We start from the raw sequence: 25,532 nt of genomic DNA, 5'->3' as shown, positions 1-25,532 counted from the left end.
TCTTGAAATACCACCCTGGTATGTTTGAGGTTCTAACTCAGGTCCATTATCTGGATCGAGGACACTGTGTGGTGGGTAGTTTGACTGGGGCGGTCTCCTCCCAAAGAGTAACGGAGGAGCACGAAGGTGTGCTCAGCATGGTCGGAAATCATGCGTAGAGTGTAAAGGCAAAAGCACGCTTAACTGCGAGACAGACACGTCGAGCAGGTACGAAAGTAGGTCTTAGTGATCCGGTGGTTCTGTATGGAAGGGCCATCGCTCAACGGATAAAAGGTACTCCGGGGATAACAGGCTGATACCGCCCAAGAGTTCACATCGACGGCGGTGTTTGGCACCTCGATGTCGGCTCATCACATCCTGGGGCTGAAGCCGGTCCCAAGGGTATGGCTGTTCGCCATTTAAAGTGGTACGCGAGCTGGGTTTAGAACGTCGTGAGACAGTTCGGTCCCTATCTGCCGTGGACGTTTGAGATTTGAGAGGAGCTGCTCCTAGTACGAGAGGACCGGAGTGGACGAACCTCTGGTGTTCCGGTTGTCACGCCAGTGGCATTGCCGGGTAGCTACGTTCGGACGGGATAACCGCTGAAAGCATCTAAGCGGGAAGCCTCCCTCAAGATAAGATCTCACTGGGACATAAGTCCCCTAAAGAGCCGTTCGAGACTAGGACGTTGATAGGTTGGGTGTGTAAGTGCTGTGAGGCATTGAGCTAACCAATACTAATTGCTCGTGAGGCTTGACCATATAACACCAAAGTGGTTTTAGATGATAAGTGAAGAGAGAATGAAAAAGACTCTAAGCAAATGCATCAAAGATTACAGAGACACATTACGGTAAAAACTGGTTTAACCTTGATTAACGTTATTTCAAAAAAGAATTGTTAAAGATCCAAGCATGTCTTCGCGTGTTTTGGTTAAAAAGAGCAGAAAAACCGCTCACCTTAATCAAAACGAACGCAGCAGAATTGCTTGACGATCATAGAGGCGTTGAACCACCTGATCCCATCCCGAACTCAGAAGTGAAAAGCGCCATCGCCGATGGTAGTGTGGGAGATCCCATGTGAGAGTAGGTCGTCGTCAAGCTTAAATTAAGAGAGCCCTGATAGCTAACGCTGTCAGGGCTTTTTTTTGGCTCAAAAATGATTGAGAGAAAGTATTTTGAGGTTAAGATATTTTTTTGGCATCACTCAATCGTATTAATTTTGATTTTCACTGTTTTCAGCAGAGGCTCTTTTGGTTTTTTATTTACTGGGTTTATCTATTCTATTGGTTTTTACTCCGTTTAAACTTTCATTTATAAAGGTGCCTTTGTGGTGTCTGTCTTGCTTAGCGGCTGTGATTGCTGGATTGATAGAAGGCATTCTAAATGCGCAAGGGATCATTGTTATCGCTGCTTATTCCGGGTTGCTGTTTGGTTCATTAACCTTGCGTTTGGTTTGGCTTCGCAGAGTTGCTGTCTGTATGTTTGGCGCTGTTTCTCTGGTCTTAGCTATGCATTTATTACCCGGCTTTCATAATTATGCCGTGGTTTTAGAGCAGACGATTAGTATAGATGCGATACCGTTCAGTTTGTATGCTAACTTCGATAAGGGTTTGGTGGGTTTGTTTGTACTAGTGTACTTTTTTAGAGGGCAAGCTAGTGCAGATTATTTTCAGGTTCTACAGAAACCTATAACGGTGTTGCTGATATTTTTCCTTACTCCGTGTTTGGTTTTGGGTTTAGCCATGCTTTTAGGGTTAATTCATATTGATGTTAAGGTGCCTGTTTTTTGGTTGTGCTTTCTAAGTATTAATTTGTTTTTTACCTGTGTAGCTGAAGAAGCTTTTTTCCGCGGTTTTCTCCAGCAAGAGTTATCAAAAGTTTTACATGGTAAGTCTTATCTATTTATCGTGCCTATCATTTCTGCCTTACTTTTCGGTATCGCTCATATCGGCGGCGGTTTCGAATATGCCTTCGTTGCTAGTGCTGCTGGGCTGGGTTATGGAATTCTATTCCATATAACCAAGCGAATAGAATGGTCTATCTTATGTCACTTTGTGTTGAATTTTTTACATTTCTTTTTATTCACCTTTCCAATGCTGGCCTAACAACTATTTAGTGGTTTTTTTCTCTTAGCCATAAAAAAACGGCCCATGTTAAGGGCCGTTTGACGTCTTTTAAGTTGTTAGTCTTCTATTTGAGCATTATCGACAATGTGGTTATCGCCGATATCCTGAGGCAATATCAGGTTCAGCATAATAGCCACGATGCCGCATAAGCTGATGCCTTGCAGGCTGAATTCGCCAATACCAAACGCCATACCACCAATACCAAAAACCAGCGTAACGCCGACGATAATTAGATTACGTGACTTGTGAAGATCCACTTGGTTTTTGATCAAAGTATTCAATCCAACCGCGGCAATAGAGCCAAATAATAGAATCATAATGCCGCCCATGACAGGCAATGGAATAGTTTGTAAAGCTGCTCCCAATTTACCTACCCATGCAAGAACGATAGCTGCAACGGCAGCCCACGTCATTATCACTGGATTAAATGCTTTAGTTAGCATGACTGCGCCAGTCACTTCGCTATAGGTTGTGTTGGGTGGTGCGCCAACCATAGCGGCGGCCATAGTGGCGATACCGTCGCCAGCAATAGTACGATGCAGGCCGGGTTTCTTCAGATAATTCTTTCCTGTTACATTAGAAATAGAAAGAATGTCGCCTACATGTTCTACCGCAGGCGCAATGGCAACGGGCAACATAAACAAAATGGCATTGATGTTAAATTCTGGTGCTGTGAAGTTGGGAACGGCAAACCAAGCGGCATTGTGTATGGGGTCGAAACTGACGATGCCAAAAAACAAGCTCAAGAGGTAGCCAACAGCAATGCCTCCGAACACGGGCAACAGCTTAAACAGCCCTTTCGCGAATACGCTGATAAATACTGTGGTCAGTAAAGACGCAATGGCAATCCAAATTGACACGTTACCGTCAACAAGCTGTAATGATCCATCGCCACTTTTACCTAAAGCCATGTTGACGGCAACCGGCGCTAGGCCAAGTCCAATCACCATGATAATTGGTCCAATAACAACGGGCGGTAATAGCTTATGAATAAAGCCAGCGCCTCTTAAACGAATAACACCACCAAGCAATACGTATACCAGCCCTGCTGCCATTAAACCGCCCATGGTAGAGGGAATTCCCCATGTTTGAACGCCGTACATTATTGGCGCAATAAAAGCGAAAGATGACGCAAGAAAAATAGGTACGGTTCGACGGGTGGTTAACTGAAATAATAGCGTTCCGATACCGGCCCCAAAAAGTGCGACACTTGGATCAAGTCCAGTGAGCAGAGGGACGAGCACTAAGGCGCCAAATGCGACAAATAACATCTGGACACCTAAGACGGCATTTTTCATGGTTAAATTCCTTACAGTGGTTTTTGGGTGCAAGGATTTTATAGGCAAGTCGATAAGAGTACTAGAATGGTGTAGCGTTACTGACTTATTATTGTTTAAACTTTATGTTTGACTCTAAATCTTGACTATAAAAGTTTAAGTGTTAATAACTTAGGTACTTATCCACTGATTAACATGCTTTAAATATGGTCGACATATGACGAGCGTTTTGAGATTACGAATGGATATGATCCAGAGTCTTGTTATGTCAGAACGTCAAGCTTTCTGCTGAATTATCCATGTTAATGTATTTAATATTTACTCTATCTGAACACTTAGTTGCGTCGTAATTCGCTAGTATAGACATCAGTTTTTAATTGATAGAGTCAGATTATGCTTCCTCATTTTTTTTCAGAACCCATGAAGGGGTCGAAGGTTTCACATAAATCCCTGAAAGCGAATGTGTCGAGTTGTTTACGATTAGCCAGTCGTTCGCTCTTGGCTGTCAGTGTCTTGTTTAGTGTTGCGGCCTGTGCGACATCAACACCCGTTCAATCAAAGGAAGGTGAAGCGTTTAGTTATGCGTGGTTAAAAGGACATGCACGACAACTGGCGACCGAGCCTTATCAAAGTCATCAAGGTGAGTTGCCCGCGAGTCTAAAAAGTTTAGATTGGGACGATTATCAGCAGCTCCACTTTAATAAAGAAGCGGCATTATGGCGAGATCAAAAATCAGAATTTCGCGCTGAGCTTTTCCACCTCGGTTTAGGCTTTGATACACCCATTCACATGAATACGCTGGAGAACGGCAAGTCGACACCGATCCCATATTCTTCTTCTTCGTTTGATTATGGCAAGTCAAAAGTAGATGGTGACCAATTACCGAAAGATCTAGGTTTTGCGGGCTTGAGAATGCAGTTTGCTACTGATTGGCAACGCGATATTGTGGCTTTTTTAGGGGCAAGCTACTTTCGTGCAGTCGGTAGCGAAATGCAATATGGCCTTTCTGCTCGAGGCTTGGCCGTCGACACGGCGCTTCCGAAGCCGGAGGAATTTCCTACGTTCACTCACTTTTGGTTGGAAAAGCCGATACCTGGTTCCGATGTTGTTACTGTGTATGCCTTGATGGATTCTCCCAGTGTGTCCGGAGCGTATCGTTTTGATATGCAGCCGGGTGAACCGTTTAAAATGAAAGTGGATTCTGCTATTTATCCTAGAAAAGCAATTGAGCGTTTGGGTGTCGCGCCAATGACCAGTATGTATATGGTTGGTGAAAATGATCGTAGAACAAACTATGACTGGCGTGCCGAGATTCATGACTCTGATGGTTTGGCAATGCAAACCGGTAATGGCGAATGGATCTGGCGTCCGCTGGGCAATCCGAAAAACCTTAGGTTTAATACTTATAGCGATGAGAACCCAAAAGGGTTTGGTTTGTTACAGCGTGACCGCCATTTTGATCATTACCAAGACGATGGCGTTTTCTATGAAAAACGACCTAGCTTGTGGATTGAACCTATTGGAGATTGGGGAAAAGGCTCTGTTCAACTTGTCGAAATTCCGACGTTAGATGAAACCTTCGACAACATCGTCGCGTTTTGGAACCCCGCGAAGCCGATTGAAGCTGGCCAAGAGTTGTTATATAGCTACAATATGTATTGGGGAAGCCAGCCACCAGTACAATCGAATCGCGCCCGCGTTGTAGATACGTTTACTGGTATCGGCGGAGTGATTGGTAAGAAACGTGACTATTACAGTAAGCGGTTTGTTGTCGATTTTGCGGGTGGGTCTTTGGCGATGTTAGGTAAAGAAACAGAAGTCAACGCTGTCATCACGACCTCAGACGGAAAGGTAGAGATAGAGTCGGCTCGGCCTTTGCAATCTATTGATGGTTATCGTGCGATGTTTGATTTAGTACCACCTAGTGGCGAATCCAAACCTATTAACTTACGCGTTTACCTTGAGGCCAATGGACAGCCATTAACGGAAACGTGGCAGTACCAGTGGACGTCGCCAGAAGAAGGCGATAGAGAACTGCATAATGCAGGGCATTTGAAGTAGTTAGTGCGCATCTGATTTCCACCTAGCAGGCTACTTAGATAGGATAAAGCGCTCGATGTGTTGCACCGAGCGCTTTTTTATTGCCAAGAATAGGCTTTTAAAATGGACGGCTATTGAGCAGCGCGCGATACGCATGGCCACTGTGTTTAATGGTTCTTTCTTGGGTGTTGTAATCTACGTACGTTAAGCCAAAGCGTTTGCTATAGCCTTCTGCCCACTCAAAGTTGTCCATTAAGCTCCACGCAAAATAACCTCTAATATCAACGCCGGCTTCTATCGCTTGATGCACCGCGTTTATATGACCATCTAAATAACGAATGCGCTGTTCATCGTTTATTTCTCCATCAATAATCTCGTCTGCACAGGCGGCGCCATTTTCTGTGATGTAAATAGGAGGCAGCTTGTACTGTTGGTGAAGGTTCACTAATAAGTCTTTCAAGGCATGTGGCGCTATTTCCCAGCCGATGTCTGTGTATTCAACCGTATCGGAATTTTTTACATCCTTAAATAATGCATCAGCATCGTAGGCATTGTGGTTACAGGTGTAAAAATTCATGCCTAAGAAATCGATCGGTTGAGCGATGATGTCCATATCGCCAGGTAAAATCGTTGGTAAATATTGTGGTGCTACGGTGTTGAGTAGTTGAGGATATTGTCCTTTCATTAATGGCTCAATAAAAAACTGGTTATCGAGCGTTTCTCGCAACAAGCAGGCGAATTGGTCTTCGGATTTTTCGCTGGCCGCGTACGAGCGGTTCATATTGAGTACGATGCCCACTTGAGACGTCGGCGAGTTTTTCCGAATAACTGGTAACGCCAAACCGTGCGCCAGTAAAATGTGGTGTGCGGCTTGTCGGCCGTATTTTGGTTCACTTAAGCCGGGCGCGTGTATGCCTAATTCATAGCCAAGAATCGCCGCACAAAAGGGCTCGTTAAAAGTGGCCCAGCTATCGACCCATTCGGCCAATTCTTTGGTGACTAAATCCGCGTAGTGTTTAAATTGATAGGCGGTTTCTCTGTTCAGCCAGCCTCCTTTGTCTTCTAAGTGTTGTGGTAAATCCCAATGATAGAGCGTGACAAATACGGTCAGTCCTTCCGCTTTAAGTTTCTTTAATAGATTTCGATAAAAGTTAAGACCAGCCTGGTTTGCTTCGCCTTTCTCGTCCATTACTCGAGGCCAAGCAATGGACAAGCGATAGGCGTCTACGCCTAAGTCTTTAATCAGCTGAATATCTTTTTCCCATCGATGATAATGATCGCAAGCAATGTCACCATTGTCGGCGCCTTTTACCTTGCCTGGTGTGGCACAAAATGTGTCCCAGATAGAAGGCAGGCGATTGTCCGTTGTTGTCGCGCCTTCTATTTGGAAAGAGGCGGTTGCCACACCGAAAATAAAATCGGACGTCAGCATTTTCGAATTTGATGGTAAGGTGATTGACATGAAGACCTCTGTCTTTTTATGTATTATCAACGAAAAGGTAAGTAATACGATTAAAGGTACTGGAGGAGGTTGAAAAGGGTCAACAAAGACGCGACTGTTTTAGTAATTTAAGATTACTTAAGTGCTTTTTAAGGGCGATTCAGCGATTTTCCAACGAAATCGTAGCGCATAGGTGTAAGGTTTCGCCCTTGTGCCACATAGGCTCGAAAGCGGCTTGCTAGTTCTTCTGGTAACATTTCAACACAGATGGTCGTAAAATGATTAGCAGAGTAAAAAGGCACAAGATTAGTAAAGGCGAAGCAGTAACTTGGCATTGCGTTTAATGCAGGCTGAATACTGTTTATTAAGTGGCTACCCAAACCTGTCTTTCTATGAGATGGCTCGGTCACCATAGCGGTGAGTAATTGAACACCAGAGTATTGTTTGAGCCTAACCGCACAAAGAATTTTACCATTGTGTCGTATAACCCAAATAGGATCGGCTTTATTGGGTTTACCGCTGGGATAATGCTCTTGGTAAAACTTCTTTACCAAAGGGAACCAGAGAGAAGGAACCTGTTCAGCGCGAGGATAAAATGTGTTCATCTTTGAATATAGGCAGCGATTTGATGTTCGATGGTAGCATAGTCTGCTATGAAGAGAGCGTTAGAGAGATTAAATCATTTAAACGAGAGGGATTACTATGCGGCAAAAAATAGCGTTGTGGTGCTTGTGCTTTTTGGCATTGCCAGCGTTTGCAGCAGAAAAACCAACGCAATTTGTTTTTGAGCCAGAAGAGTCTTTTTCTCATTATCTAGTAAGAGCGAAAGAATACTTAACCGCCAATAAGCAGTGGATTAATGCTGACGACAAAGTGAGAGAGCTCGCCGCCGTCATGCCTTTCGAGTTATTACCAGATCCTGCGTTGTGTGAAGAGGACAATGACATCGGCATATTGTTATCTCATGGGTTATCTGACTCTCCCTTTTCTATGCGTGATTCAGCTAATGCTTTGCAGAAGGCTTGTTATCATGTCCGCGTTGTTTTATTGCCCGGCCATGGTACGAAAGCAGAGGATCTATTAAGTGTATCTCGTGACGACTGGCGTATGACTTTTCGAAATGCCGCCGATCAGTTTCGCAAAGAAGTAGATGTATTGTATGTAGGGGGATTTTCTACTGGTGGCGCGTTGGCGGCAGAGTATGCTTGGGAGCATGAGAGCAGTGTTGCAGGGGCTGTACTGTTTTCTCCGGTTTTCAAAGTAAATAGTAGTATTGATTGGCTTTCTCCTTGGTTGGCTCTGGTTAAAGATTGGCTTGATCACTATCCAAGTGACGATTTTGCAAAGTACGCATCGATTCCGTTACCGGCGATTGCGGAAGTGTATAAGTTGTCCAAAGAAGTTCGTCACTTAATCTTGGAAAACCCGAAACGTTTACCTGTGTTTATTGCCTTATCGGAAGACGATCAGACGGTCGATTCGTCTGTGACAGAAAAAGTGTTTAAAAAAGGAATGATTGGCTCAAAGAGTCAGATGGTGATGTATAGCAAAGAACAAATGAGTGCAAACACGGATCGTATCAAGGTTTTTAATGCGAATTGGCCTGAGTTGAACATTTTAGGGCTGTCGCACATGGCGGTTCATGGTAATCCAGAGAATACTTATTATGGCGCGATGGGGGAATACCGAATATGTAGTTGGTATTTATCCGATGAGTCTTTATATGACGAGTGTCGTACAGATAAAGCAAACTGGTTTGGTGAGAGCTCCGACGACTTATTCGTTAAGAGTCCTCATGCGGCTCGAGTGTCTTGGAATCCTAATTTCAATGCGCTTATGGAAGAGGTTGCTTTTTTTATAAAAGCCAACGCAAATAATAGATAAGGAGGTCGACGTCATGACTGAGAAAGGGGTTCTTGATCTTTCACCTGTTGAGTTAGCATCATTACAAATAGAACAATATCATCAGAATGGTTATTTGGTTTTAGAGTCTATTATTCCTGAATCTGTTTGCGATGCTTTAAAGACTCGCATGTCGGAACTGACGGTGTCGTTTGAGCCAGATTCAGCGCGCTCTATTTTTACCACTAATGAGCAGTCACGACACACAGACCGTTATTTTATCGAGTCGGCAGATAAGGTGTCCTTCTTTTTTGAGGAAGAGGCGTTTGATGAAGCCGGTATATTGAAACAACCACTAGCGCGGTCTATCAATAAAGTTGGGCACGGCCTTCATTCTCAAGATGCCGTATTTAAAGCTTTTTCATTGTCTCCTGTTTGGGGGGCATTGCTAAAGCAGCTGGGTTTGGTTGAGCCTCGCGCAGTACAATCTATGTATATTTTTAAGCAGCCGGGAATTGGTGGTGAAGTAAACTGTCATCAAGACAGTACTTTTCTTTATACAGAACCAATGAGTGTGATAGGTCTTTGGTTCGCAGTCGAAGAAGCGACGCTGGAAAATGGGTGTCTTTGGGGAATACCCAAAGGGCATAGGCACGGATTGTTAAAGCGTTTTGAGCGTGTTAACGCCGATTCTATCGATACGAGGATGGTTGCATTAAAAGAACATGTATGGAACCAAGATGAACTGGTGGCGATACCTGTGCCTAAAGGTTCTTTGGTTATTCTTGATGGGGAGTTTCCTCATTTAAGTTATGCAAATCGCTCGAAAAAATCTCGTCATGCTTATGCAATGCACGCTATCGATAATATGTGTGAGTACCCTAAATCGAATTGGCTTCAAGCACGGCCGGGTTGTTCATTTTTACCTTTTGAGCTGACTGAGCAAGAAAAAATTGAAATTGGAGAGCGTTGATGCAAGCTGTTTTAGCCCTGCTAAGTGATAATGAATTTCACTCAGGTGAAGCGTTGGGAGCCGCATTGGGTGTCACTCGTGCCGCAGTCTGGAAAAAGCTCAAAAAATTAGAGTCGATAGGCGTGACGGTTCATTCTGTAAAGGGGCGAGGGTATCGATTGCCGTCACCGCTAGAGCTGCTGTCAGAGGGTGCACTGCGCGAAAACGGTGTTCCGGATGATGTTGTTATAAGGTTGGCGTTTGAAACGCAGTCAACGAACGGTGATGCCAAACAGTACATAGCGCAAGGGCAGTCGTTGCCGGTGTTATTTTCTGTTGAACGTCAGACGCATGGGAAAGGTCGACGTGGGCGAGAATGGGAGTCTGGTGTCGCAAAAAATATTACCTTTTCGTTTGCATGGCGTTTTGATAATGGGCCAAGTGTTATTGAAGGACTAAGTCTCGCGGCAGGGGTTGCCGTGGCGCGAGTTTTGAAAAAAATCGGCATACCAAACCCGGGATTAAAGTGGCCAAATGATGTACAGGTCGATGGTCAAAAAATCTGCGGTATTCTATTGGAAATGGTCGCCGATCAAGATGTGTGTCATGTGATTATTGGTATCGGGCTTAATGTCGAAATGGATAGTGCCTTCATGACGCATATTGATCAGCCGTGGACGGATCTTGTTTCTAGGTTGAAATCGCGCCCTAGTCGAAACTTTATATTAGCTGAGCTTACTAAAGAGCTGGTGGAGGTATGTAAGCTGTTTGAAGGCGGTCATGGCATGAAGCATTTTCAGCACCAGTGGCAAGCCTATGATGTTTTATTTAATCAAGCCGTAACGGTGAGTTCTGTTTCTCAGCAGCGCCAAGGTGTGGCGAAGGGCATTGACCAAAAAGGGGCGTTGCTTCTAGATGAGAATGGTGAAGTGGTGGCGTTGCATGGAGGAGAAATTAGTGTCCGTCGTGGCTAGCGTTCTGGTCGTTGATGCCGGTAACACAAGCATTAAATTTACCGCATTTGAAAATGAGCAAATTTTATGGGTTCAGCGTGATGACAGTTGTCCTGTAGATACCGGTTTTGCTCCTGATAGGATTTATTTTGCCAGTGTTCGATCTAAAGAGCAGAGTGCATTGTTGCACGCTGATATCCAGGCTGAATTCCCAGGCAGCGTTTGGTTTACATTAACCAGTCAGGACGAGGCTTGTGGTGTTATTAATGCTTACGTTGAGCCAAAGCGATTAGGTGTTGATCGTTGGCTTGGCGTTATCGCTGCCCATCATAGGGCTAAAGGTGATGTGGTGGTGGTGGATGCAGGAACCGCGATTAAAGTCGATGTTGTTGGGAAAGACGGCGTTCATCTGGGGGGGTATATTGCGCCTGGGTTGGGCATGATGGAAAATGTTTTGCTCTCAAAGACGGCAAGGATTCGTTATGACGCTTGTGAAGTCGTGGCTGGAAGAGGGTTGCCAGACTCGACTGCAAGAGCGGTGACGGAAGGTTGTCACGAAATGGTGCTTGGTTTTTTAGAGCGAATTCATCGCCGATATCCCAATTTCAAGTGGGTTGTGACGGGAGGTGATTCGCAGGTGTTGTTGAGTTTATTGGACATTTCAATGGAATATCAGCCTAACCTAGTGGCTTTGGGTGCAAAGCTGGTGGGCGATGAGCAAGTAAGAGGTAATAAATGAAGTGGCTGTTTCTGTTTGTGGTGTTGCTTAATGCCGCGTTTTTGAGTTGGCATAGTTTTGTTCAGGATAAGCCTGAGAAGGCCAAAGAATCTATATATGGTCCACCTGTCAGTGAAAAAATACACTTGTTGACAGAATCTCTGGCAGTTACAGAGCAGGACTATAATGCAGGGATGATGTCCAGTGAGAGTATTGAGGATGCACTGAGTAAGATAATTGATGAAGCGACAGGGGATCAACCTGAGCTATTTTGCCCACGTTTAGAAACAGAGCGCCAGGAGGATATAAAACAAGTTTCTCAAGTATTAAAGGACTTTGGTTGGCCTTATCAGGAGCGTGAAGTTACGGGTAAAAGAGCTAAGTTTTGGTTGTATATTGCGGCACCTGAAACGCCTGCAATAGCGGAGCGAGTCGTTAAAAAGCTGGCGTCTAAGTCCATCGATAGTTTCGTTATTAACCGAGCTGAAATGAAAAATCGAATCTCACTGGGTTTGTATTCTTCAAAAGAACGCGCCGAGCAAGCGAAACTGCGTATCCAAAATCTGTCTGGTTATCGTGTTGATGTGTATGAACATATGCGAAATGTACCGCTTCGCCAGATTGATATAGAGGAACCCATTGACGAAAAAGACTGGGAGCAGTTCGTCTCTCGCTTCGACCTCACCAAGATGATGATAAAATTAGAAAAAAATCCCTGCTAGTGCTTGCAATTAGGAGCTCGATAAATATAATGGCTCCCACCTTTTGGGGTGTTGCGTTGTGGTGCTGAGTACGTGGAGGGGTTCCCGAGTGGCCAAAGGGAGCAGATTGTAAATCTGCCACGAAAGTTTCGGTGGTTCGAATCCACCTCCCTCCACCAATTGCGGGTATGGTATAGTGGTTATTACCTCAGCCTTCCAAGCTGAAGAGGTGGGTTCGATTCCCACTACCCGCTCCAAGTTGCTCATGTAGCTCAGTTGGTAGAGCACACCCTTGGTAAGGGTGAGGTCGGCAGTTCAAATCTGCTCATGAGCTCCAGCTTATCAAAACAAAAGATAGGTGGTTTAACCGCCTTTTTTATTGTCTGTTTTTTGGGCAGGTACCCTTGCTAGCTTTCGCTTTTTTAGGTATCATCCTCCGCCCATACGAATGTAGGCCAATAGTTCAATTGGTAGAGCACCGGTTTCCAAAACCGGCTGTTGGGGGTTCGAGTCCCTCTTGGCCTGCCATCTTTCGTATCCTATTTTTAAGTTAGGGATCACCTGAAGTATGAGTTCAAATGCTGAAGCTCAAGCATCTCGTGGAGATGTGTTTAAGTGGGCAATTGTTGTTCTGCTAGTTGCGGTAGGCGTGATTGGTAATAACTACTATTCTGCTGAGTCACTATTGTATCGCTTAATTGCTATCTTGGTGTTGGCTGGTGTTGCTGGTTTTATTGCGTTGCAAACTGTGAAAGGTAAGTCTTTTTTTACTTTGGCAAAAGAAGCTAAAACCGAAATTCGCAGAGTTGTATGGCCGACCAGGCAAGAAACCACGCAAACAACGTTGATAGTGTTAGCGGTTGTTGTTTTTATGTCTCTCGTACTGTGGGGGGTGGATTCGTTCCTTGGTTGGGTCGTTTCCTCGGTAATTAGTTAGGAGTTGCTCGTGACCAAACGATGGTATGTAGTACAGGCGTACTCAGGGTACGAAAAGCACGTAATGCGTTCGCTTACTGAGCGAGTGCAGGTTATGGGGCAGGAAGAAAATTTTGGTGACATCTTGGTTCCAACCGAAGAAGTGGTTGAAATCCGAGATGGCAAAAAACGCAAGAGCGAAAGAAAGTTCTATCCAGGTTATGTATTGGTTCAAATGGAGATGAATGACGCTTCTTGGCATTTAGTTAAGGCTACCTCTCGCGTGTTGGGGTTTATTGGCGGTACAAAAGATAAACCATCGCCAATTACGACTCGCGAAGCAGATGCCATTTTACAGCGTGTTAGTGATGGTGTTGACAAACCTCGTCCTAAGACATTGTTTGAGGTGGGTGAGGTTGTTCGCGTTAGCGAAGGTCCATTTGCTGATTTCAATGGTGTTGTTGAAGAAGTTGATTACGATAAGAGCCGAATCAAGGTGGCGGTGCTTATTTTTGGGCGCTCTACGCCAGTTGAGTTGGAGTTTAGTCAGGTCGAAAAGGCCTGATTTTGTTGAACGGGTAGCCTTAGGGCTGTGACCCATTTGGAGTTGAAAGATGGCTAAGAAAGTCCAAGCTTATATCAAGCTACAAGTTAAAGCGGGTCAAGCGAACCCAAGTCCACCAGTTGGTCCAGCACTTGGTCAACATGGTGTGAACATCATGGAATTCTGTAAAGCGTTTAATGCCAAAACACAAGGTGTTGAGCCAGGTCTTCCTACGCCGGTTATTATCACTGTATACAGTGATCGTAGTTTCACTTTCGAAACTAAGTCTACACCTGCTTCTGTTCTTCTTAAGAAAGCAGCGGGTCTGAAAAGTGGCTCTCCACGTCCAAACACTCAGAAAGTTGGTACGGTTACTCGTGCGCAGCTAGAAGAGATCGTTGTTGCTAAGCAGGCTGATTTAACTGCTTCAGATATGGATGCGGCAGTTCGTACTATCGCTGGTAGCGCACGCGCTATGGGTCTAGACGTAGAAGGTGTTATCTAATGGCTAAATTAACTAAACGCGCTCGTTTGATCGCGGAAAAAGTAGAAGCGACAAAGTTGTACTCTGTTGAAGAGGCTGTTGCTCTTTTGTCTGAGCTTTCTACTGTTAAGTTCAAAGAGTCTATCGATGTATCTATTAATCTAGGCGTTGATCCTCGTAAGTCTGATCAGGCTGTGCGTGGTTCTACAGTTTTGCCTAACGGTGCTGGTAAAGATGTTCGCGTTGCTGTGTTTGCGCAAGGTGCAAATGCTGAAGCTGCGAAAGAGGCCGGTGCAGATATTGTTGGTTTTGAAGATTTAGCTGAGCAAGTTAAAGCTGGCAATCTAGATTTTGACGTGGTTATTGCGTCTCCAGATGCAATGCGAATCGTTGGTCAACTTGGTCAAATCTTAGGCCCACGTGGTCTAATGCCTAACCCTAAAGTTGGCACAGTAACGCCTGATGTTGCGACTGCAGTGAAAAATGCAAAAGCAGGTCAAGCTCGTTACCGTACAGATAAAAATGGTATCATTCATGCGGCGGTTGGTTCTATTGAATTCGCTGCGGATGCTATCAAAGGAAACCTTGAAGCACTTTTGGCTGACTTGCGTCGTGCTAAGCCTGCTTCTTCTAAAGGTATCTACATGAAAAAAGTGACTATGTCCTCTACAATGGGACCTGGTCTACAAATTGATTTAGGTACACTTAGTTCTACTAAGTAAGTATTTGAATCATGCGCTTTGGGGTCTGTCTTCATTAGTTTGTTGAGCAGGCCGTCAAAGACCGCAGGAACCTCTTGAAGGTTTAATGAAACGTTGAAAAATGTTTGTCCTGCGCAGATGGTGTGGCCCGATTCAGATTTACTGGATCTAACTCACCAGCAAGTACTTCGAGTAATCGAAGAGTTGGTAAAAAATAGGGGAATTTATTCCCTGCTAATCCAGGAGAAAACCAGTGGCATTAGGTCTAGAAGACAAAAAAGCCATTGTCGCCGAAGTTAGCGAAGCTGCTAAAACTGCATTGTCTGCAGTAGTTGCTGATTCTCGCGGTGTTACCGTGAGTAATATGACAGCACTACGCAAAGAAGCGCGTGAAGCGGGTGTTTATGTACGTGTAGTACGTAACACTTTGGCTCGCCGTGCAGTTGAAGGCACTGACTTCGAATGTCTAACTGAGAGCTTTGTTGGTCCTACGTTGATCGCTTTCTCTAACGAGCACCCAGGTGCGGCAGCTCGTTTATTGAAAACGTTCGCGAAAGCGAACAGCAAGTTTGAAGTGAAGGCGTTGGCGTTCAACGGTGAGTTGATCCCAGCTGGCGACATTGATCGTTTGGCAACACTGCCTACATACGACGAAGCTATTGCGAAACTGATGAGTGTAATGCAGGGCGCAACAAGCAAGTTTGTACGTACTCTTGCAGCAGTTCGCGATCAAAAAGAGCAAGAAGCGGCGTAATTCAATTTACCCACTACTTTTTGAAACAAAATTTTATCACCTTCGGGTGATTTGAAAGAATGCTAGGAATCTGAGTCATGGCTCTAACTAAAGAAGATATCATCAATGCAGTAGCAGAAATGTCTGTAATGGACGTTGTTGAACTAATTTCAGCAATGGAAGAGAAATTCGGTGTAACTGCAGCTGTTGCTGCTGCCGGTCCTGCTGCTGACGCTGGTCCTGCTGCTGAAGAGCAAACTGAATTTGACGTTATTCTTACTGCCGCTGGCGATAAGAAAGTTAACGCAATCAAAGCTGTTCGTGCAGCGACTGGCCTTGGCTTGAAAGAAGCTAAAGCTATCGTTGACGGCGCTCCAATGGCTGTTAAAGAAGGCGTTTCTAAAGAAGATGCTGCCGCTCTTAAAGCAGCTCTTGAAGAAGCTGGTGCATCTGTCGAAGTCAAGTAATGATACTTGTATTTCCAGATTTCGACCAATAGTCGAAATGGCTGGTGACTTTTTGTCACCGGCCTTTTTGGGTTTCTAAAACTCAAATAAAACTTAAAAGAATTTTTCAAGTGGGAGATAATGCTCCCATAAATGGTAAGGCCTGATTTGGGCCTTTTGCGTCAATGTGCACAAGCTGGGGAATGCTGATGGCTTACTCATACACTGAGAAAAAACGTATCCGTAAGGATTTCGGTAAACTGCCGCCCGTTTTGGATGTGCCATACTTGCTGGCAATTCAGCTTGAATCCTACCGTAATTTTCTGCAAGAAGGCAAAAGTCTTGCGGAGCGTGGGGAATTAGGTCTGCATGGGGCTTTTAAATCTGTCTTTCCAATGGTTAGCTTTTCTGGTAGCGCGGCGCTTGAATACGTCGATTATCGTTTAGGTAAACCAGTATTTGATGTTAAAGAGTGTCAGTTGCGCGGTGTTACTTATGCGGCTCCTCTTCGCGTTAAAGTTCGACTCATCATTTATGATAAAGAGTCCTCTAACAAAGCGATTAAAGACATTCGCGAGCAAGAAGTCTACATGGGTGAAATACCGCTCATGACAGATAATGGTACCTTTGTAATTAATGGGACTGAGCGTGTTATCGTTTCTCAATTACACCGCTCTCCTGGTGTGTTTTTTGATCACGATCGTGGTAAGACTCACTCTTCAGGTAAATTACTACATTCTGCTCGTATTATTCCTTACCGTGGTTCTTGGTTGGATTTCGAGTTTGATCCAAAGGATTGCGTATTTGTTCGTATTGACCGTCGTCGTAAGTTGCCGGCAACTATTTTGTTGCGCGCTTTGGGCTACGGAACGGAGCAAATACTCGATGCATTCTTTGAGTCTACCCGTTTCTACTTGAAGCGTGATGGCTTTGAGATGGATCTGGTTGCGAATCGTCTGCGTGGTGAAACGGCATTATTTAATATTGCTGATGCGAATGGTGAACTGATAGTAGAAGAAGGTCGTCGCATAACTGCTAAGCACATTCGTGTGATGGAAAAAGCAGGCCTTGAGCGTTTGTCTGTACCGCTTGAATATATGCTTGGCAAAGTAACGGCTAAAAACCTAGTTCATCCTGCGACGGGTGAGTTGATTGCAGAAGCAAATACTGAGCTATCTGTTGATTTACTAGAGGCCTTGGTTGCTTCTGGGATCACGGAAGTGGATACGCTTTACACGAACGATTTGGACAACGGTCCATTTATTTCTGACACGCTGCGTATTGACCCAACGAGTAATCAGTTGGAAGCGTTGGTAGAAATTTATCGCATGATGCGTCCTGGCGAGCCGCCAACCAAAGAGTCAGCTGAAGGTCTATTTCAAGGTCTGTTTTTCACGGAAGATCGTTATGATCTATCGGGCGTTGGTCGAATGAAATTCAACCGCCGCTTAGGTCGTGATGAAGATACTGGCCCAGGCATTTTGAATAATGATGACATCGTTGCTGTGCTAAGAACCTTGCTGGATATCCGTAATGGTAATGGCATGGTTGATGATATCGATCACTTGGGTAACCGTCGAGTTCGTTCTGTTGGCGAAATGGCTGAGAACCAATTCCGAGTTGGCCTTGTGCGTGTCGAGCGTGCAGTGAAAGAGCGTCTGTCTATGGCGGAGGCTGATGGCCTAATGCCACAAGACCTTTTAAATGCGAAGCCTGTTGCTGCTGCGATTAAAGAGTTCTTTGGTTCTAGCCAATTGTCTCAGTTTATGGACCAAAATAATCCGCTTTCTGAAGTGACGCACAAACGTCGTGTTTCAGCGTTAGGGCCTGGCGGTCTTACGCGTGAGCGTGCTGGTTTTGAAGTTCGTGACGTACACGCCACTCACTATGGTCGTGTTTGTCCAATCGAAACGCCGGAAGGTCCAAACATCGGTTTGATTAACTCGCTATCAACTTACGCGCGTACCAACAGCTACGGCTTCTTGGAAACGCCTTATCGTAAAATTGTTGATGGCAAGATGACAGATGATACCGTTTATATCTCTGCGATCGATGAAGCAAAATATGTTATTGCTCAAGCGTCAGCGAATGTTGATAGCGAAGGCCGTTTGGTTGATGAGTTGGTTCAGGTGCGTCATATGCACGAAACCACTTTGATTCCGAAAGAAAAAGTAAATTTAATGGACGTGTCTCCTCGTCAGGTTGTTTCAGTCGCGGCGTCTTTGATACCGTTCCTTGAACATGATGATGCTAACCGTGCCTTGATGGGATCGAACATGCAGCGTCAGGCTGTACCGACGCTTAAGGCAGATAAGCCTGTTGTTGGTACTGGCATGGAGAAAAACGTTGCTAAAGACTCTGGTGTTTGTATCGTCGCTTCTCGTGGTGGTGTGATTGAGTCTGTTGATGCTAGTCGTATCGTTGTACGTGTGAACTCAGAAGAGACTATCGCTGGTGAAGCAGGTGTGGATATCTACAACCTGACTAAATACGTGCGCTCTAACCAGAATACATGTATTAACCAGCGCACTTTGGTGATGAAGGGTGAGAAGGTTGCCTCTGGCGATATTATGGCTGATGGTCCTTCTGTTGATATGGGTGATTTGGCGCTTGGTCAAAACATGCGTATCGCTTTCATGCCTTGGAATGGTTACAACTTCGAAGACTCGATTCTAGTCTCTGAGCGTGTTGTCGAAGAAGATCGCTTCACTTCCATTCATATTCAAGAGCTGACATGTGTGGCTCGTGATACGAAGCTTGGGCCAGAAGAAATCACTTCTGATATCCCGAACGTCGGTGAAGGTGCGCTTTCTAAACTGGATCAATCCGGTATCGTTTACATCGGTGCTGAAGTAGAACCAGGTGATATTCTAGTTGGTAAAGTAACACCTAAAGGTGAAACTCAGCTGACGCCTGAAGAGAAGCTTTTGCGAGCTATCTTTGGTGAGAAAGCGTCTGACGTGAAAGACACGTCTCAGCGCGTTAAGACAGGTACACGCGGTACAGTTATCGATGTGCAAGTCTTTACTCGTGATGGTATTGAAAAAGATGATCGTGCTAAGTTTATTGAAAAATCGCAACTTGATCAGGTTCGTAAGGACTTGAACGAAGAGTTTCGTATTGTTGAAAAAGCGACGTTCGAACGTTTGGCTGAAACACTCGTTGGTCAGCAAGCGGAAGGCGGTCCTGGTTTAGCTCGAAACGCGATTATTACGGAAGAATACTTATCTAATTTAGATCACCCAGAGTGGTTTAAGATTCGTGTTGCTAATGAAGAAGCGAGTGATCAGCTTGAAAAAGCACAAATCGCTTTGATTGAGCGCCGTAAAGAGCTTGATGCTAAATTCGAAGATAAAAAACGTAAAGTTCAAACTGGTGATGACTTGGCACCTGGCGTTCTTAAGATCGTTAAAGTGTATGTTGCTATCAAGCGTCGTATTCAGCCTGGTGATAAGATGGCTGGTCGTCATGGTAACAAAGGTGTCATCTCTAAGATCATGCCAGTGGAAGACATGCCGTACGATGAAAACGGTGATCCAGTTGATATCGTATTGAACCCGTTGGGTGTTCCATCGCGTATGAACGTTGGTCAGGTTTTGGAAACTCACTTAGGTGCGGCGTCTAAAGGCTTGGGTCGTAAGATCAACGAAATGCTTATTGTAGAGCGCGAGAAAGCAGAAGCCGTTGCAGAACTGCGAAGCTTCCTTGATGAAATTTACAATGGTTACGAAGGCGATTTGCGTTGTGCACGTACGGAAGATTTAGACAGCTTTACAGACGAAGAAATTTTAACCTTGGCGTCAAACTTAACAGGTGGCGTGCCAATGGCGTCTGGTGCCTTTGATGGTGCAAAAGAGTCTGAAATCAAGCGGATGTTGCGCTTAGCTGGAATCAACGAAAGCGGTCAAGTTAAATTGTTTAACGGCCGTACTGGTGATGCTTTCGAGCGACCTGTAACCGTCGGTTACATGTACATGTTGAAGTTGAACCACTTGGTTGACGACAAAATGCACGCACGTTCTACTGGTTCTTACAGCTTGGTTACTCAACAGCCGTTGGGTGGTAAAGCTCAGTTTGGTGGGCAGCGTTTCGGTGAGATGGAAGTATGGGCGCTAGAAGCATACGGTGCCGCTTACACTCTTCAAGAAATGTTGACTGTGAAATCTGATGATGTGAATGGCCGTACGAAGATGTATAAAAACATCGTCGATGGTGATCACAGAATGGAACCTGGAATGCCTGAGTCCTTCAACGTATTGGTGAAAGAGATTCGTTCTCTTGGTATCGATATCGAGCTGGAAACCGAATAAGCACGAATCACATTTGACCTGCTGGGGAGCAAGACTCCCCGGCCTTACGAGTGGGGCGAATACACATGAAAGACTTATTAGGTCTTCTAAAATCACAAGGACAATCTGACGAGTTTGATACGATCCGTATCGGCTTGGCGTCACCAGATATGATTCGTTCATGGTCTTACGGTGAAGTTAAAAAACCGGAAACCATTAACTATCGTACGTTCAAACCAGAACGTGACGGTTTGTTTTGTGCCAAAATCTTTGGTCCTATCAAGGACTATGAGTGCTTGTGTGGTAAATATAAGCGTTTAAAACACCGCGGTGTTATTTGTGAGAAATGTGGCGTTGAAGTGGCTCTGTCTAAAGTGCGTCGTGAACGCATGGGTCATATCGAGCTTGCATCACCTGTTGCTCACATTTGGTTTTTGAAATCTCTTCCGTCACGTATTGGTCTTATCATGGATATGACATTGCGTGATATTGAGCGTGTTTTGTACTTTGAGTCTTTCATCGTGATTGACCCAGGTATGACGACGCTTGATAAAGGGCAATTGATGAATGACGAGCAATACTTTGAAGCGCTAGAAGAGTTCGGTGACGAATTCGATGCCCGCATGGGTGCTGAAGCGGTTCAGATGTTACTTCGTGATTTAGATATGCCTGTAGAAATCAACAGCATGCGTGAAGAGCTGAACAGTACAAATTCCGAAACTCGTATTAAGAAGCTGTCTAAGCGTCTTAAGTTAATTGAGGCATTTTTTCATTCAGGCAACAGCCCTGAGTGGATGGTGCTGGATGTGTTGCCAGTGCTTCCGCCAGATCTTCGTCCGTTGGTGCCTCTTGAAGGTGGCCGTTTCGCGACGTCTGATTTGAACGATCTTTACCGTCGTGTGATTAACCGTAACAACCGTCTAAAACGACTACTAGAGCTGTCTGCTCCAGATATCATCGTACGTAACGAAAAACGTATGTTGCAAGAATCTGTTGATGCCTTGCTTGATAATGGTCGTCGTGGTCGTGCAATTACCGGTTCTAATAAGCGTCCTTTGAAATCTTTGGCTGATATGATCAAAGGTAAACAAGGTCGTTTCCGTCAGAACTTGCTAGGTAAGCGTGTTGATTACTCTGGTCGTTCGGTAATAACAGTAGGTCCGTCACTGCGTTTGCATCAGTGTGGTCTGCCTAAGAAAATGGCACTTGAGCTATTCAAGCCATTCATTTTTTCTAAGCTTGAGCTTCGTGGCATGGCGACGACAATCAAAGCAGCGAAGAAAATGGTTGAGCGTGAAACGCCTGAAGTGTGGGATATCCTTGAAGAGGTTATTCGCGAACATCCAGTGATGTTGAACCGTGCGCCAACACTTCACCGTTTGGGTATCCAAGCGTTTGAGCCTATGTTGATCGAAGGTAAAGCGATTCAGTTGCACCCACTTGTGTGTGCGGCTTACAACGCCGATTTCGATGGTGACCAAATGGCGGTCCACGTTCCGTTGACAATTGAAGCTCAGCTTGAAGCCCGAGCTTTGATGATGTCTACGAACAACATTCTATCGCCTGCAAACGGCGAGCCTATCATTGTGCCTTCTCAGGACGTTGTATTGGGTCTGTATTACATGACTCGTGAGAAAATCAATGCTAAAGGTGAAGGCATGGCGTTTGCTGACATCAAAGAAGTGCATCGTGCGTTTGGTGCGAAACAGGTTGAATTGCACGCTAAAGTAAAAGTGCGTATCAGCCAAGTTGATACGACTCTTGATGGCGATAAGGTACCTTCTACTTTCATCGCAGACACCACAGTCGGTCGTGCTCTTTTATTTGATATCGTACCAGATGGTCTCCCTTTCTCTGTTGTTAACCAAAGCATGAAGAAAAAGGCGATCTCTAACCTGATTAATGAGTGTTATCGTAAAGTAGGCTTGAAAGAGAGCTGTATTTTTGCTGATCAGCTGATGTATATGGGCTTTGCTTATGCAACCTATTCAGGCTGTTCTGTTGGTGTGGATGACTTTGTTATTCCGCCAGAAAAAGCGGCAATCATTGCTAAAGCAGAAGCGGAAGTAAAAGAAATCGAATACCAATACGCGGATGGTCTTGTAACGCAAGGCGAGAAGTACAACAAGGTAATCGATTTATGGTCTCGTACTAACGAAACCGTTACTGAAGCAATGATGAAAAACTTAGCAAAAGAAACGACAGTCAATAAAGCGGGTGAAACGGTAGATCAACAATCCTTTAACTCGGTTTATATGATGGCTGATTCTGGTGCCCGTGGTAGTGTGGCTCAGATGCGTCAGTTGGGTGGTATGCGTGGTTTGATGGCGAAACCAGATGGTTCGATCATCGAAACACCGATCACTGCGAACTTCCGTGAAGGTCTATCAGTACTTCAGTACTTTACCTCTACACACGGTGCTCGTAAGGGTCTTGCTGATACGGCTTTGAAAACGGCTAACTCTGGTTATTTGACGCGTCGTCTTGTTGATGTTGCTCAGGATTTGGTTATCACTGAAGTAGATTGTGGTTCCACTAACGGTATTACTGTGGCGGCTATGATTGAAGGTGGTGATGTTGTTGTTCCTTTGGGTCATCGTGTATTGGGTCGTGTCATTGCCCAAGATGTGATTGATGCAAAAGGCAACGAAATCCTTCCTGCTGGCGTTTTGATTGATGAGCATAATGTTCGTACGATCGAAGCGGCGGGTATTGATGAAATGCTCATTCGCTCTGTAATCACATGTAATACACGACATGGTGTATGTGCTAAGTGTTACGGTCGTGATTTGGCTCGTGGTCATCAAGTGAATATTGGTGAAGCAATTGGTGTTGTGGCAGCACAATCCATTGGCGAGCCAGGTACTCAGTTGACGATGCGTACTTTCCACATCGGTGGTGCGGCATCTCGAGCGTCTGCAGTAGATAGTGTTCAAGTTAAGAGTGCTGGTACCGTTCGTTTTAATAAAATGAAGAGTATTGAGCGTCATACTGGTCATTTGGTTGTTGCGTCTCGTTCTTCTGAGTTGGCAATTGCTGATGAAGCGGGTCGTGAGAAAGAACGTTATAAGCTTCCTTATGGTGCGGTGTTAAGTGTGCGTGAAGGTGATAAAGTAACTGCGGGTCAAATCGTAGCAAACTGGGATCCACATACACACCCAATCGTATCTGAGATGGAAGGTCGTCTTGAGTTTAGTGGTATGGAAGAAAACGTGACGATTCGTCGCCAATCTGACGAAATGACCGGCCTGACAACCATTGAAATCTTGGAAGTGCGTGATCGTCCATCAGCGGGTAAAGATCTACGCCCAATGATTGCGGTTGTTGATGCGGAAGGAAATCCTGTATTAATTCCGGGTACAGACTCTCCTGTACAATACATGTTGCCTGAAAAAGCTCTATTGAGTTTGGATCACGGTGCAACAGTGAAGTCTGGTGAGGTTCTTGCTCGTATTCCTCAAGAATCGATTGGTAACAAAGATATTACCGGTGGTCTGCCGCGAGTGGCTGACCTATTTGAAGCGCGCCGTCCGAAAGATCCTGCAGTTATGGCAGAAACAACGGGTGTAGTGAGCTTTGGTAAAGAGACAAAAGGTAAGATCCGTTTGGTTATCACACCACAAGATGGTAGTGATCCAATTGAGACATTGATTCCTAAGTGGCGTCAAATTAACATCTTTGATGGTGAAGAAGTGGCAAAAGGTGAAGTGATCGCCGATGGTCCTTTGAGCCCTCATGATATCTTGCGTCTTCAGGGTGTAGAAGCTTTGGCTGATTACATCACCAATGAAGTGCAAGAAGTCTATCGCTTGCAAGGCGTTGTGATTAACGATAAGCACATTGAAGTTATCGTTAACCAGATGTTACGTAAAGTAGATGTTGGTGAGTCTGGCGATACAGATCTTATCCAAGGTGATCAGGTTGAATTTACTAAGTTGTTGGATGCGAATGAAAAAGCAGAAAACGAAGGTAAATTCCCTGCGAAGTACGAACGTGTACTTCTAGGTATCACGAAAGCTTCTTTGGCGACTGAGTCCTTTATATCGGCGGCGTCATTCCAAGAGACAACTCGAGTCTTAACGGAAGGTGCGGTAACTGGTAAAAAAGATCACTTACGTGGCTTGAAAGAAAACGTTGTTGTAGGTCGCTTGATACCAGCTGGTACAGGTTTGGCTTACCACAATGAGCGCAAGCGTAAAAAAGAGCTTGCGCAAGCAGCGAAGGAAGGAAGTGCAACAATTAGTGCCTCTGATGTAGAAGAAGCGCTAAGTGCAGCACTGAAAGACTAGTTATTTGCTGCTAAATCGCAAGGGAGGTGGTTTTTTAGTCGCCTCCCTATTGACTGTTTTATAGGCGCAAATTAAACTTGCGCCTCCTTAATTTTGGCGATTTCCGTCATAAGAATTGGAATTGTGGAGCTTGTCTAATGGCAACCGTTAACCAGTTGGTTCGTAAACCACGTAAACGTAAAGTGGCAAAGAGTGACGTTCCTGCGTTACAAGCTTGTCCGCAACGCCGCGGTGTCTGCACTCGCGTATATACTACTACACCTAAAAAGCCTAACTCGGCTTTACGTAAAGTATGTCGTGTTCGCTTGACTAACGGCTTCGAAGTTACTTCATACATCGGTGGTGAAGGTCACAACCTACAAGAACACAGCGTAGTGCTGATTCGTGGCGGTCGTGTAAAAGATCTACCGGGTGTTCGTTATCACACAGTTCGTGGTAGCTTGGATACTTCAGGCGTACAAAATCGTAAGCAAGGCCGTTCTAAATACGGTACTAAGCGTCCTAAGTAAGCTAACGCTACTTAATTTATCGTTTAGAAATAATTTTTTAATACAGTAAGGCCGAGCAATAATTGCATTGTCTCGGGCGAACCTGAAGAGGATATAGCTATGCCTAGAAGACGCGTCGTCGCTAAGCGTGAAATCCTTCCGGATCCTAAACACGGAAGCCAACTTCTCGCTAAATTTATCAACCATGTAATGGTTAGTGGTAAGAAATCTGTTGCAGAGAGCATTGTTTATAATGCACTAAATACTGTTGCAACGCGTGCTAAAACAGATGAGCCAATGGCTATCTTTGAAAAAGCGCTAGAGTCTATCCAGCCAATGGTCGAGGTTAAATCTCGCCGTGTTGGTGGTGCGACTTATCAGGTCCCTGTTGAAGTACGCCCAGTTCGTCGCGCAGCATTGTCTATGCGTTGGTTGGTTGATGCTTCTCGTAAGCGTGGTGAAAAATCCATGGCTCTACGTCTTGCAGGCGAGATTCTAGATGCTGCTGAAAATAAAGGTTCTGCTGTTAAGAAACGTGAAGACGTTCATCGCATGGCAGAAGCTAACAAAGCATTCTCTCACTACCGTTTCTAATTATCCGGAGAAGGATACACA

At 44.9% G+C, this 25,532-nt stretch carries 20 protein-coding genes, 4 tRNA genes and 2 rRNA genes (1 of these 26 cut by a window edge); 23 read left to right on the top strand and 3 right to left on the bottom strand.

The annotated features are described in order from the left end of the window. The 3 genes from MP3633_RS18100 to MP3633_RS18090 all read left to right on the top strand — a co-directional run. Window positions 1-740: ribosomal RNA gene (locus MP3633_RS18100) — 23S ribosomal RNA — on the top strand; it begins 2,156 nt to the left of the window's first position. Window positions 741-963: 223 nt separating this feature from the next. Next, window positions 964-1,078: ribosomal RNA gene (gene rrf, locus MP3633_RS18095) — 5S ribosomal RNA — on the top strand. Window positions 1,079-1,303: 225 nt separating this feature from the next. Then, on the top strand, window positions 1,304-2,083 hold the full coding sequence (locus MP3633_RS18090; protein ID WP_176336558.1) for a CPBP family intramembrane glutamic endopeptidase: 780 nt from the start codon (window positions 1,304-1,306) through the stop codon (window positions 2,081-2,083). Between the two features lie 77 nt (window positions 2,084-2,160). Here MP3633_RS18090 and MP3633_RS18085 read toward each other — a convergent pair whose 3' ends face one another. Beyond that, complete coding sequence (locus MP3633_RS18085; RefSeq protein ID WP_176336557.1) at window positions 2,161-3,402, bottom strand: uracil-xanthine permease family protein; 1,242 nt, start codon at window positions 3,400-3,402, stop codon at window positions 2,161-2,163. Window positions 3,403-3,774: 372 nt separating this feature from the next. Here MP3633_RS18085 and MP3633_RS18080 point away from each other — a divergent pair, with 372 nt between their 5' ends. Next, the gene (locus MP3633_RS18080; protein ID WP_176336556.1) at window positions 3,775-5,442 is read left to right on the top strand and encodes an OpgD/OpgG family glucan biosynthesis protein; all 1,668 of its coding nucleotides are present in this window, start codon (window positions 3,775-3,777) and stop codon (window positions 5,440-5,442) included. Window positions 5,443-5,539: 97 nt separating this feature from the next. On the opposite strand, the gene MP3633_RS18075 is transcribed toward MP3633_RS18080, so the two are convergent. Continuing rightward, a complete protein-coding gene (locus tag MP3633_RS18075; RefSeq protein ID WP_176336555.1) occupies window positions 5,540-6,883 on the bottom strand; it encodes a GH1 family beta-glucosidase in 1,344 nt (447 codons plus the stop codon). 128 nt (window positions 6,884-7,011) lie between these two features. Then, on the bottom strand, window positions 7,012-7,467 hold the full coding sequence (locus tag MP3633_RS18070) for a GNAT family N-acetyltransferase (protein ID WP_176336554.1): 456 nt from the start codon (window positions 7,465-7,467) through the stop codon (window positions 7,012-7,014). Between the two features lie 97 nt (window positions 7,468-7,564). On the opposite strand from MP3633_RS18070, the gene MP3633_RS18065 reads away from it, so the two are divergent. The 19 genes from MP3633_RS18065 to rpsG all read left to right on the top strand — a co-directional run bounded on the left by MP3633_RS18065 (window position 7,565) and on the right by rpsG (window position 25,511). Next, window positions 7,565-8,746, top strand: coding sequence for an alpha/beta hydrolase (locus MP3633_RS18065; RefSeq protein WP_176336553.1), 1,182 nt, complete (start codon window positions 7,565-7,567; stop codon window positions 8,744-8,746). 13 nt (window positions 8,747-8,759) lie between these two features. Then, window positions 8,760-9,677: a phytanoyl-CoA dioxygenase family protein gene (locus MP3633_RS18060; protein ID WP_176336552.1), complete on the top strand. Its 918-nt coding sequence runs from the start codon at window positions 8,760-8,762 to the stop codon at window positions 9,675-9,677. Continuing rightward, window positions 9,677-10,630: a biotin--[acetyl-CoA-carboxylase] ligase gene (locus tag MP3633_RS18055; RefSeq protein ID WP_176336551.1), complete on the top strand. Its 954-nt coding sequence runs from the start codon at window positions 9,677-9,679 to the stop codon at window positions 10,628-10,630. Before MP3633_RS18060 ends, MP3633_RS18055 begins: the two co-directional genes overlap by 1 nt. Continuing rightward, on the top strand, window positions 10,614-11,348 hold the full coding sequence (locus MP3633_RS18050; protein ID WP_176336550.1) for a type III pantothenate kinase: 735 nt from the start codon (window positions 10,614-10,616) through the stop codon (window positions 11,346-11,348). The genes MP3633_RS18055 and MP3633_RS18050 overlap by 17 nt, the downstream gene beginning before the upstream one ends. Beyond that, window positions 11,345-12,049, top strand: coding sequence for an SPOR domain-containing protein (locus tag MP3633_RS18045; protein WP_176336549.1), 705 nt, complete (start codon window positions 11,345-11,347; stop codon window positions 12,047-12,049). Before MP3633_RS18050 ends, MP3633_RS18045 begins: the two co-directional genes overlap by 4 nt. Before the next feature lie 74 nt (window positions 12,050-12,123). Continuing rightward, window positions 12,124-12,207, top strand: a tRNA-Tyr gene (locus MP3633_RS18040). A gap of 3 nt (window positions 12,208-12,210) precedes the next feature. Next, a tRNA-Gly gene (locus tag MP3633_RS18035) sits at window positions 12,211-12,285 on the top strand. A 4-nt stretch (window positions 12,286-12,289) separates the two neighbouring features. Beyond that, window positions 12,290-12,365: transfer RNA gene (locus MP3633_RS18030), tRNA-Thr, on the top strand. A 115-nt stretch (window positions 12,366-12,480) separates the two neighbouring features. Continuing rightward, a tRNA-Trp gene (locus tag MP3633_RS18025) sits at window positions 12,481-12,556 on the top strand. Window positions 12,557-12,596: 40 nt separating this feature from the next. Further along, on the top strand, window positions 12,597-12,965 hold the full coding sequence (secE, locus tag MP3633_RS18020) for a preprotein translocase subunit SecE (RefSeq protein ID WP_112135191.1): 369 nt from the start codon (window positions 12,597-12,599) through the stop codon (window positions 12,963-12,965). A 9-nt stretch (window positions 12,966-12,974) separates the two neighbouring features. Then, a complete protein-coding gene (gene nusG, locus MP3633_RS18015; protein WP_112135189.1) occupies window positions 12,975-13,508 on the top strand; it encodes a transcription termination/antitermination protein NusG in 534 nt (177 codons plus the stop codon). Between the two features lie 49 nt (window positions 13,509-13,557). Continuing rightward, window positions 13,558-13,992, top strand: a complete 435-nt coding sequence (gene rplK / locus MP3633_RS18010) for a 50S ribosomal protein L11 (RefSeq protein WP_112135187.1) — start codon at window positions 13,558-13,560, stop codon at window positions 13,990-13,992. After that, window positions 13,992-14,693, top strand: coding sequence for a 50S ribosomal protein L1 (gene rplA, locus MP3633_RS18005; protein ID WP_112135185.1), 702 nt, complete (start codon window positions 13,992-13,994; stop codon window positions 14,691-14,693). The genes rplK and rplA overlap by 1 nt, the downstream gene beginning before the upstream one ends. Before the next feature lie 232 nt (window positions 14,694-14,925). Continuing rightward, a complete protein-coding gene (rplJ, locus tag MP3633_RS18000; RefSeq protein ID WP_112135184.1) occupies window positions 14,926-15,426 on the top strand; it encodes a 50S ribosomal protein L10 in 501 nt (166 codons plus the stop codon). 77 nt (window positions 15,427-15,503) lie between these two features. Beyond that, a complete protein-coding gene (gene rplL / locus MP3633_RS17995) occupies window positions 15,504-15,872 on the top strand; it encodes a 50S ribosomal protein L7/L12 (RefSeq protein ID WP_112135182.1) in 369 nt (122 codons plus the stop codon). Window positions 15,873-16,060: 188 nt separating this feature from the next. Further along, window positions 16,061-20,161, top strand: a complete 4,101-nt coding sequence (gene rpoB / locus MP3633_RS17990) for a DNA-directed RNA polymerase subunit beta (RefSeq protein ID WP_112135181.1) — start codon at window positions 16,061-16,063, stop codon at window positions 20,159-20,161. Window positions 20,162-20,226: 65 nt separating this feature from the next. Next, window positions 20,227-24,429 (top strand): DNA-directed RNA polymerase subunit beta', encoded by a 4,203-nt coding sequence (rpoC, locus tag MP3633_RS17985; protein WP_112135179.1) that lies wholly within the window; start codon window positions 20,227-20,229, stop codon window positions 24,427-24,429. A gap of 137 nt (window positions 24,430-24,566) precedes the next feature. After that, on the top strand, window positions 24,567-24,938 hold the full coding sequence (gene rpsL / locus MP3633_RS17980) for a 30S ribosomal protein S12 (RefSeq protein WP_013659444.1): 372 nt from the start codon (window positions 24,567-24,569) through the stop codon (window positions 24,936-24,938). Window positions 24,939-25,037: 99 nt separating this feature from the next. Next, window positions 25,038-25,511, top strand: a complete 474-nt coding sequence (gene rpsG / locus MP3633_RS17975; protein WP_176336548.1) for a 30S ribosomal protein S7 — start codon at window positions 25,038-25,040, stop codon at window positions 25,509-25,511. The last annotated feature ends 21 nt before the right edge of the window (window positions 25,512-25,532 follow it).

It is taken from the genome of Marinomonas primoryensis, from assembly GCF_013372285.1.
In the GTDB taxonomy this organism is placed as follows: domain Bacteria; phylum Pseudomonadota; class Gammaproteobacteria; order Pseudomonadales; family Marinomonadaceae; genus Marinomonas; species Marinomonas primoryensis.
Note: the sequence above shows the minus strand (reverse complement) of the source record. Positions and strands in the feature narration are given on the sequence as shown.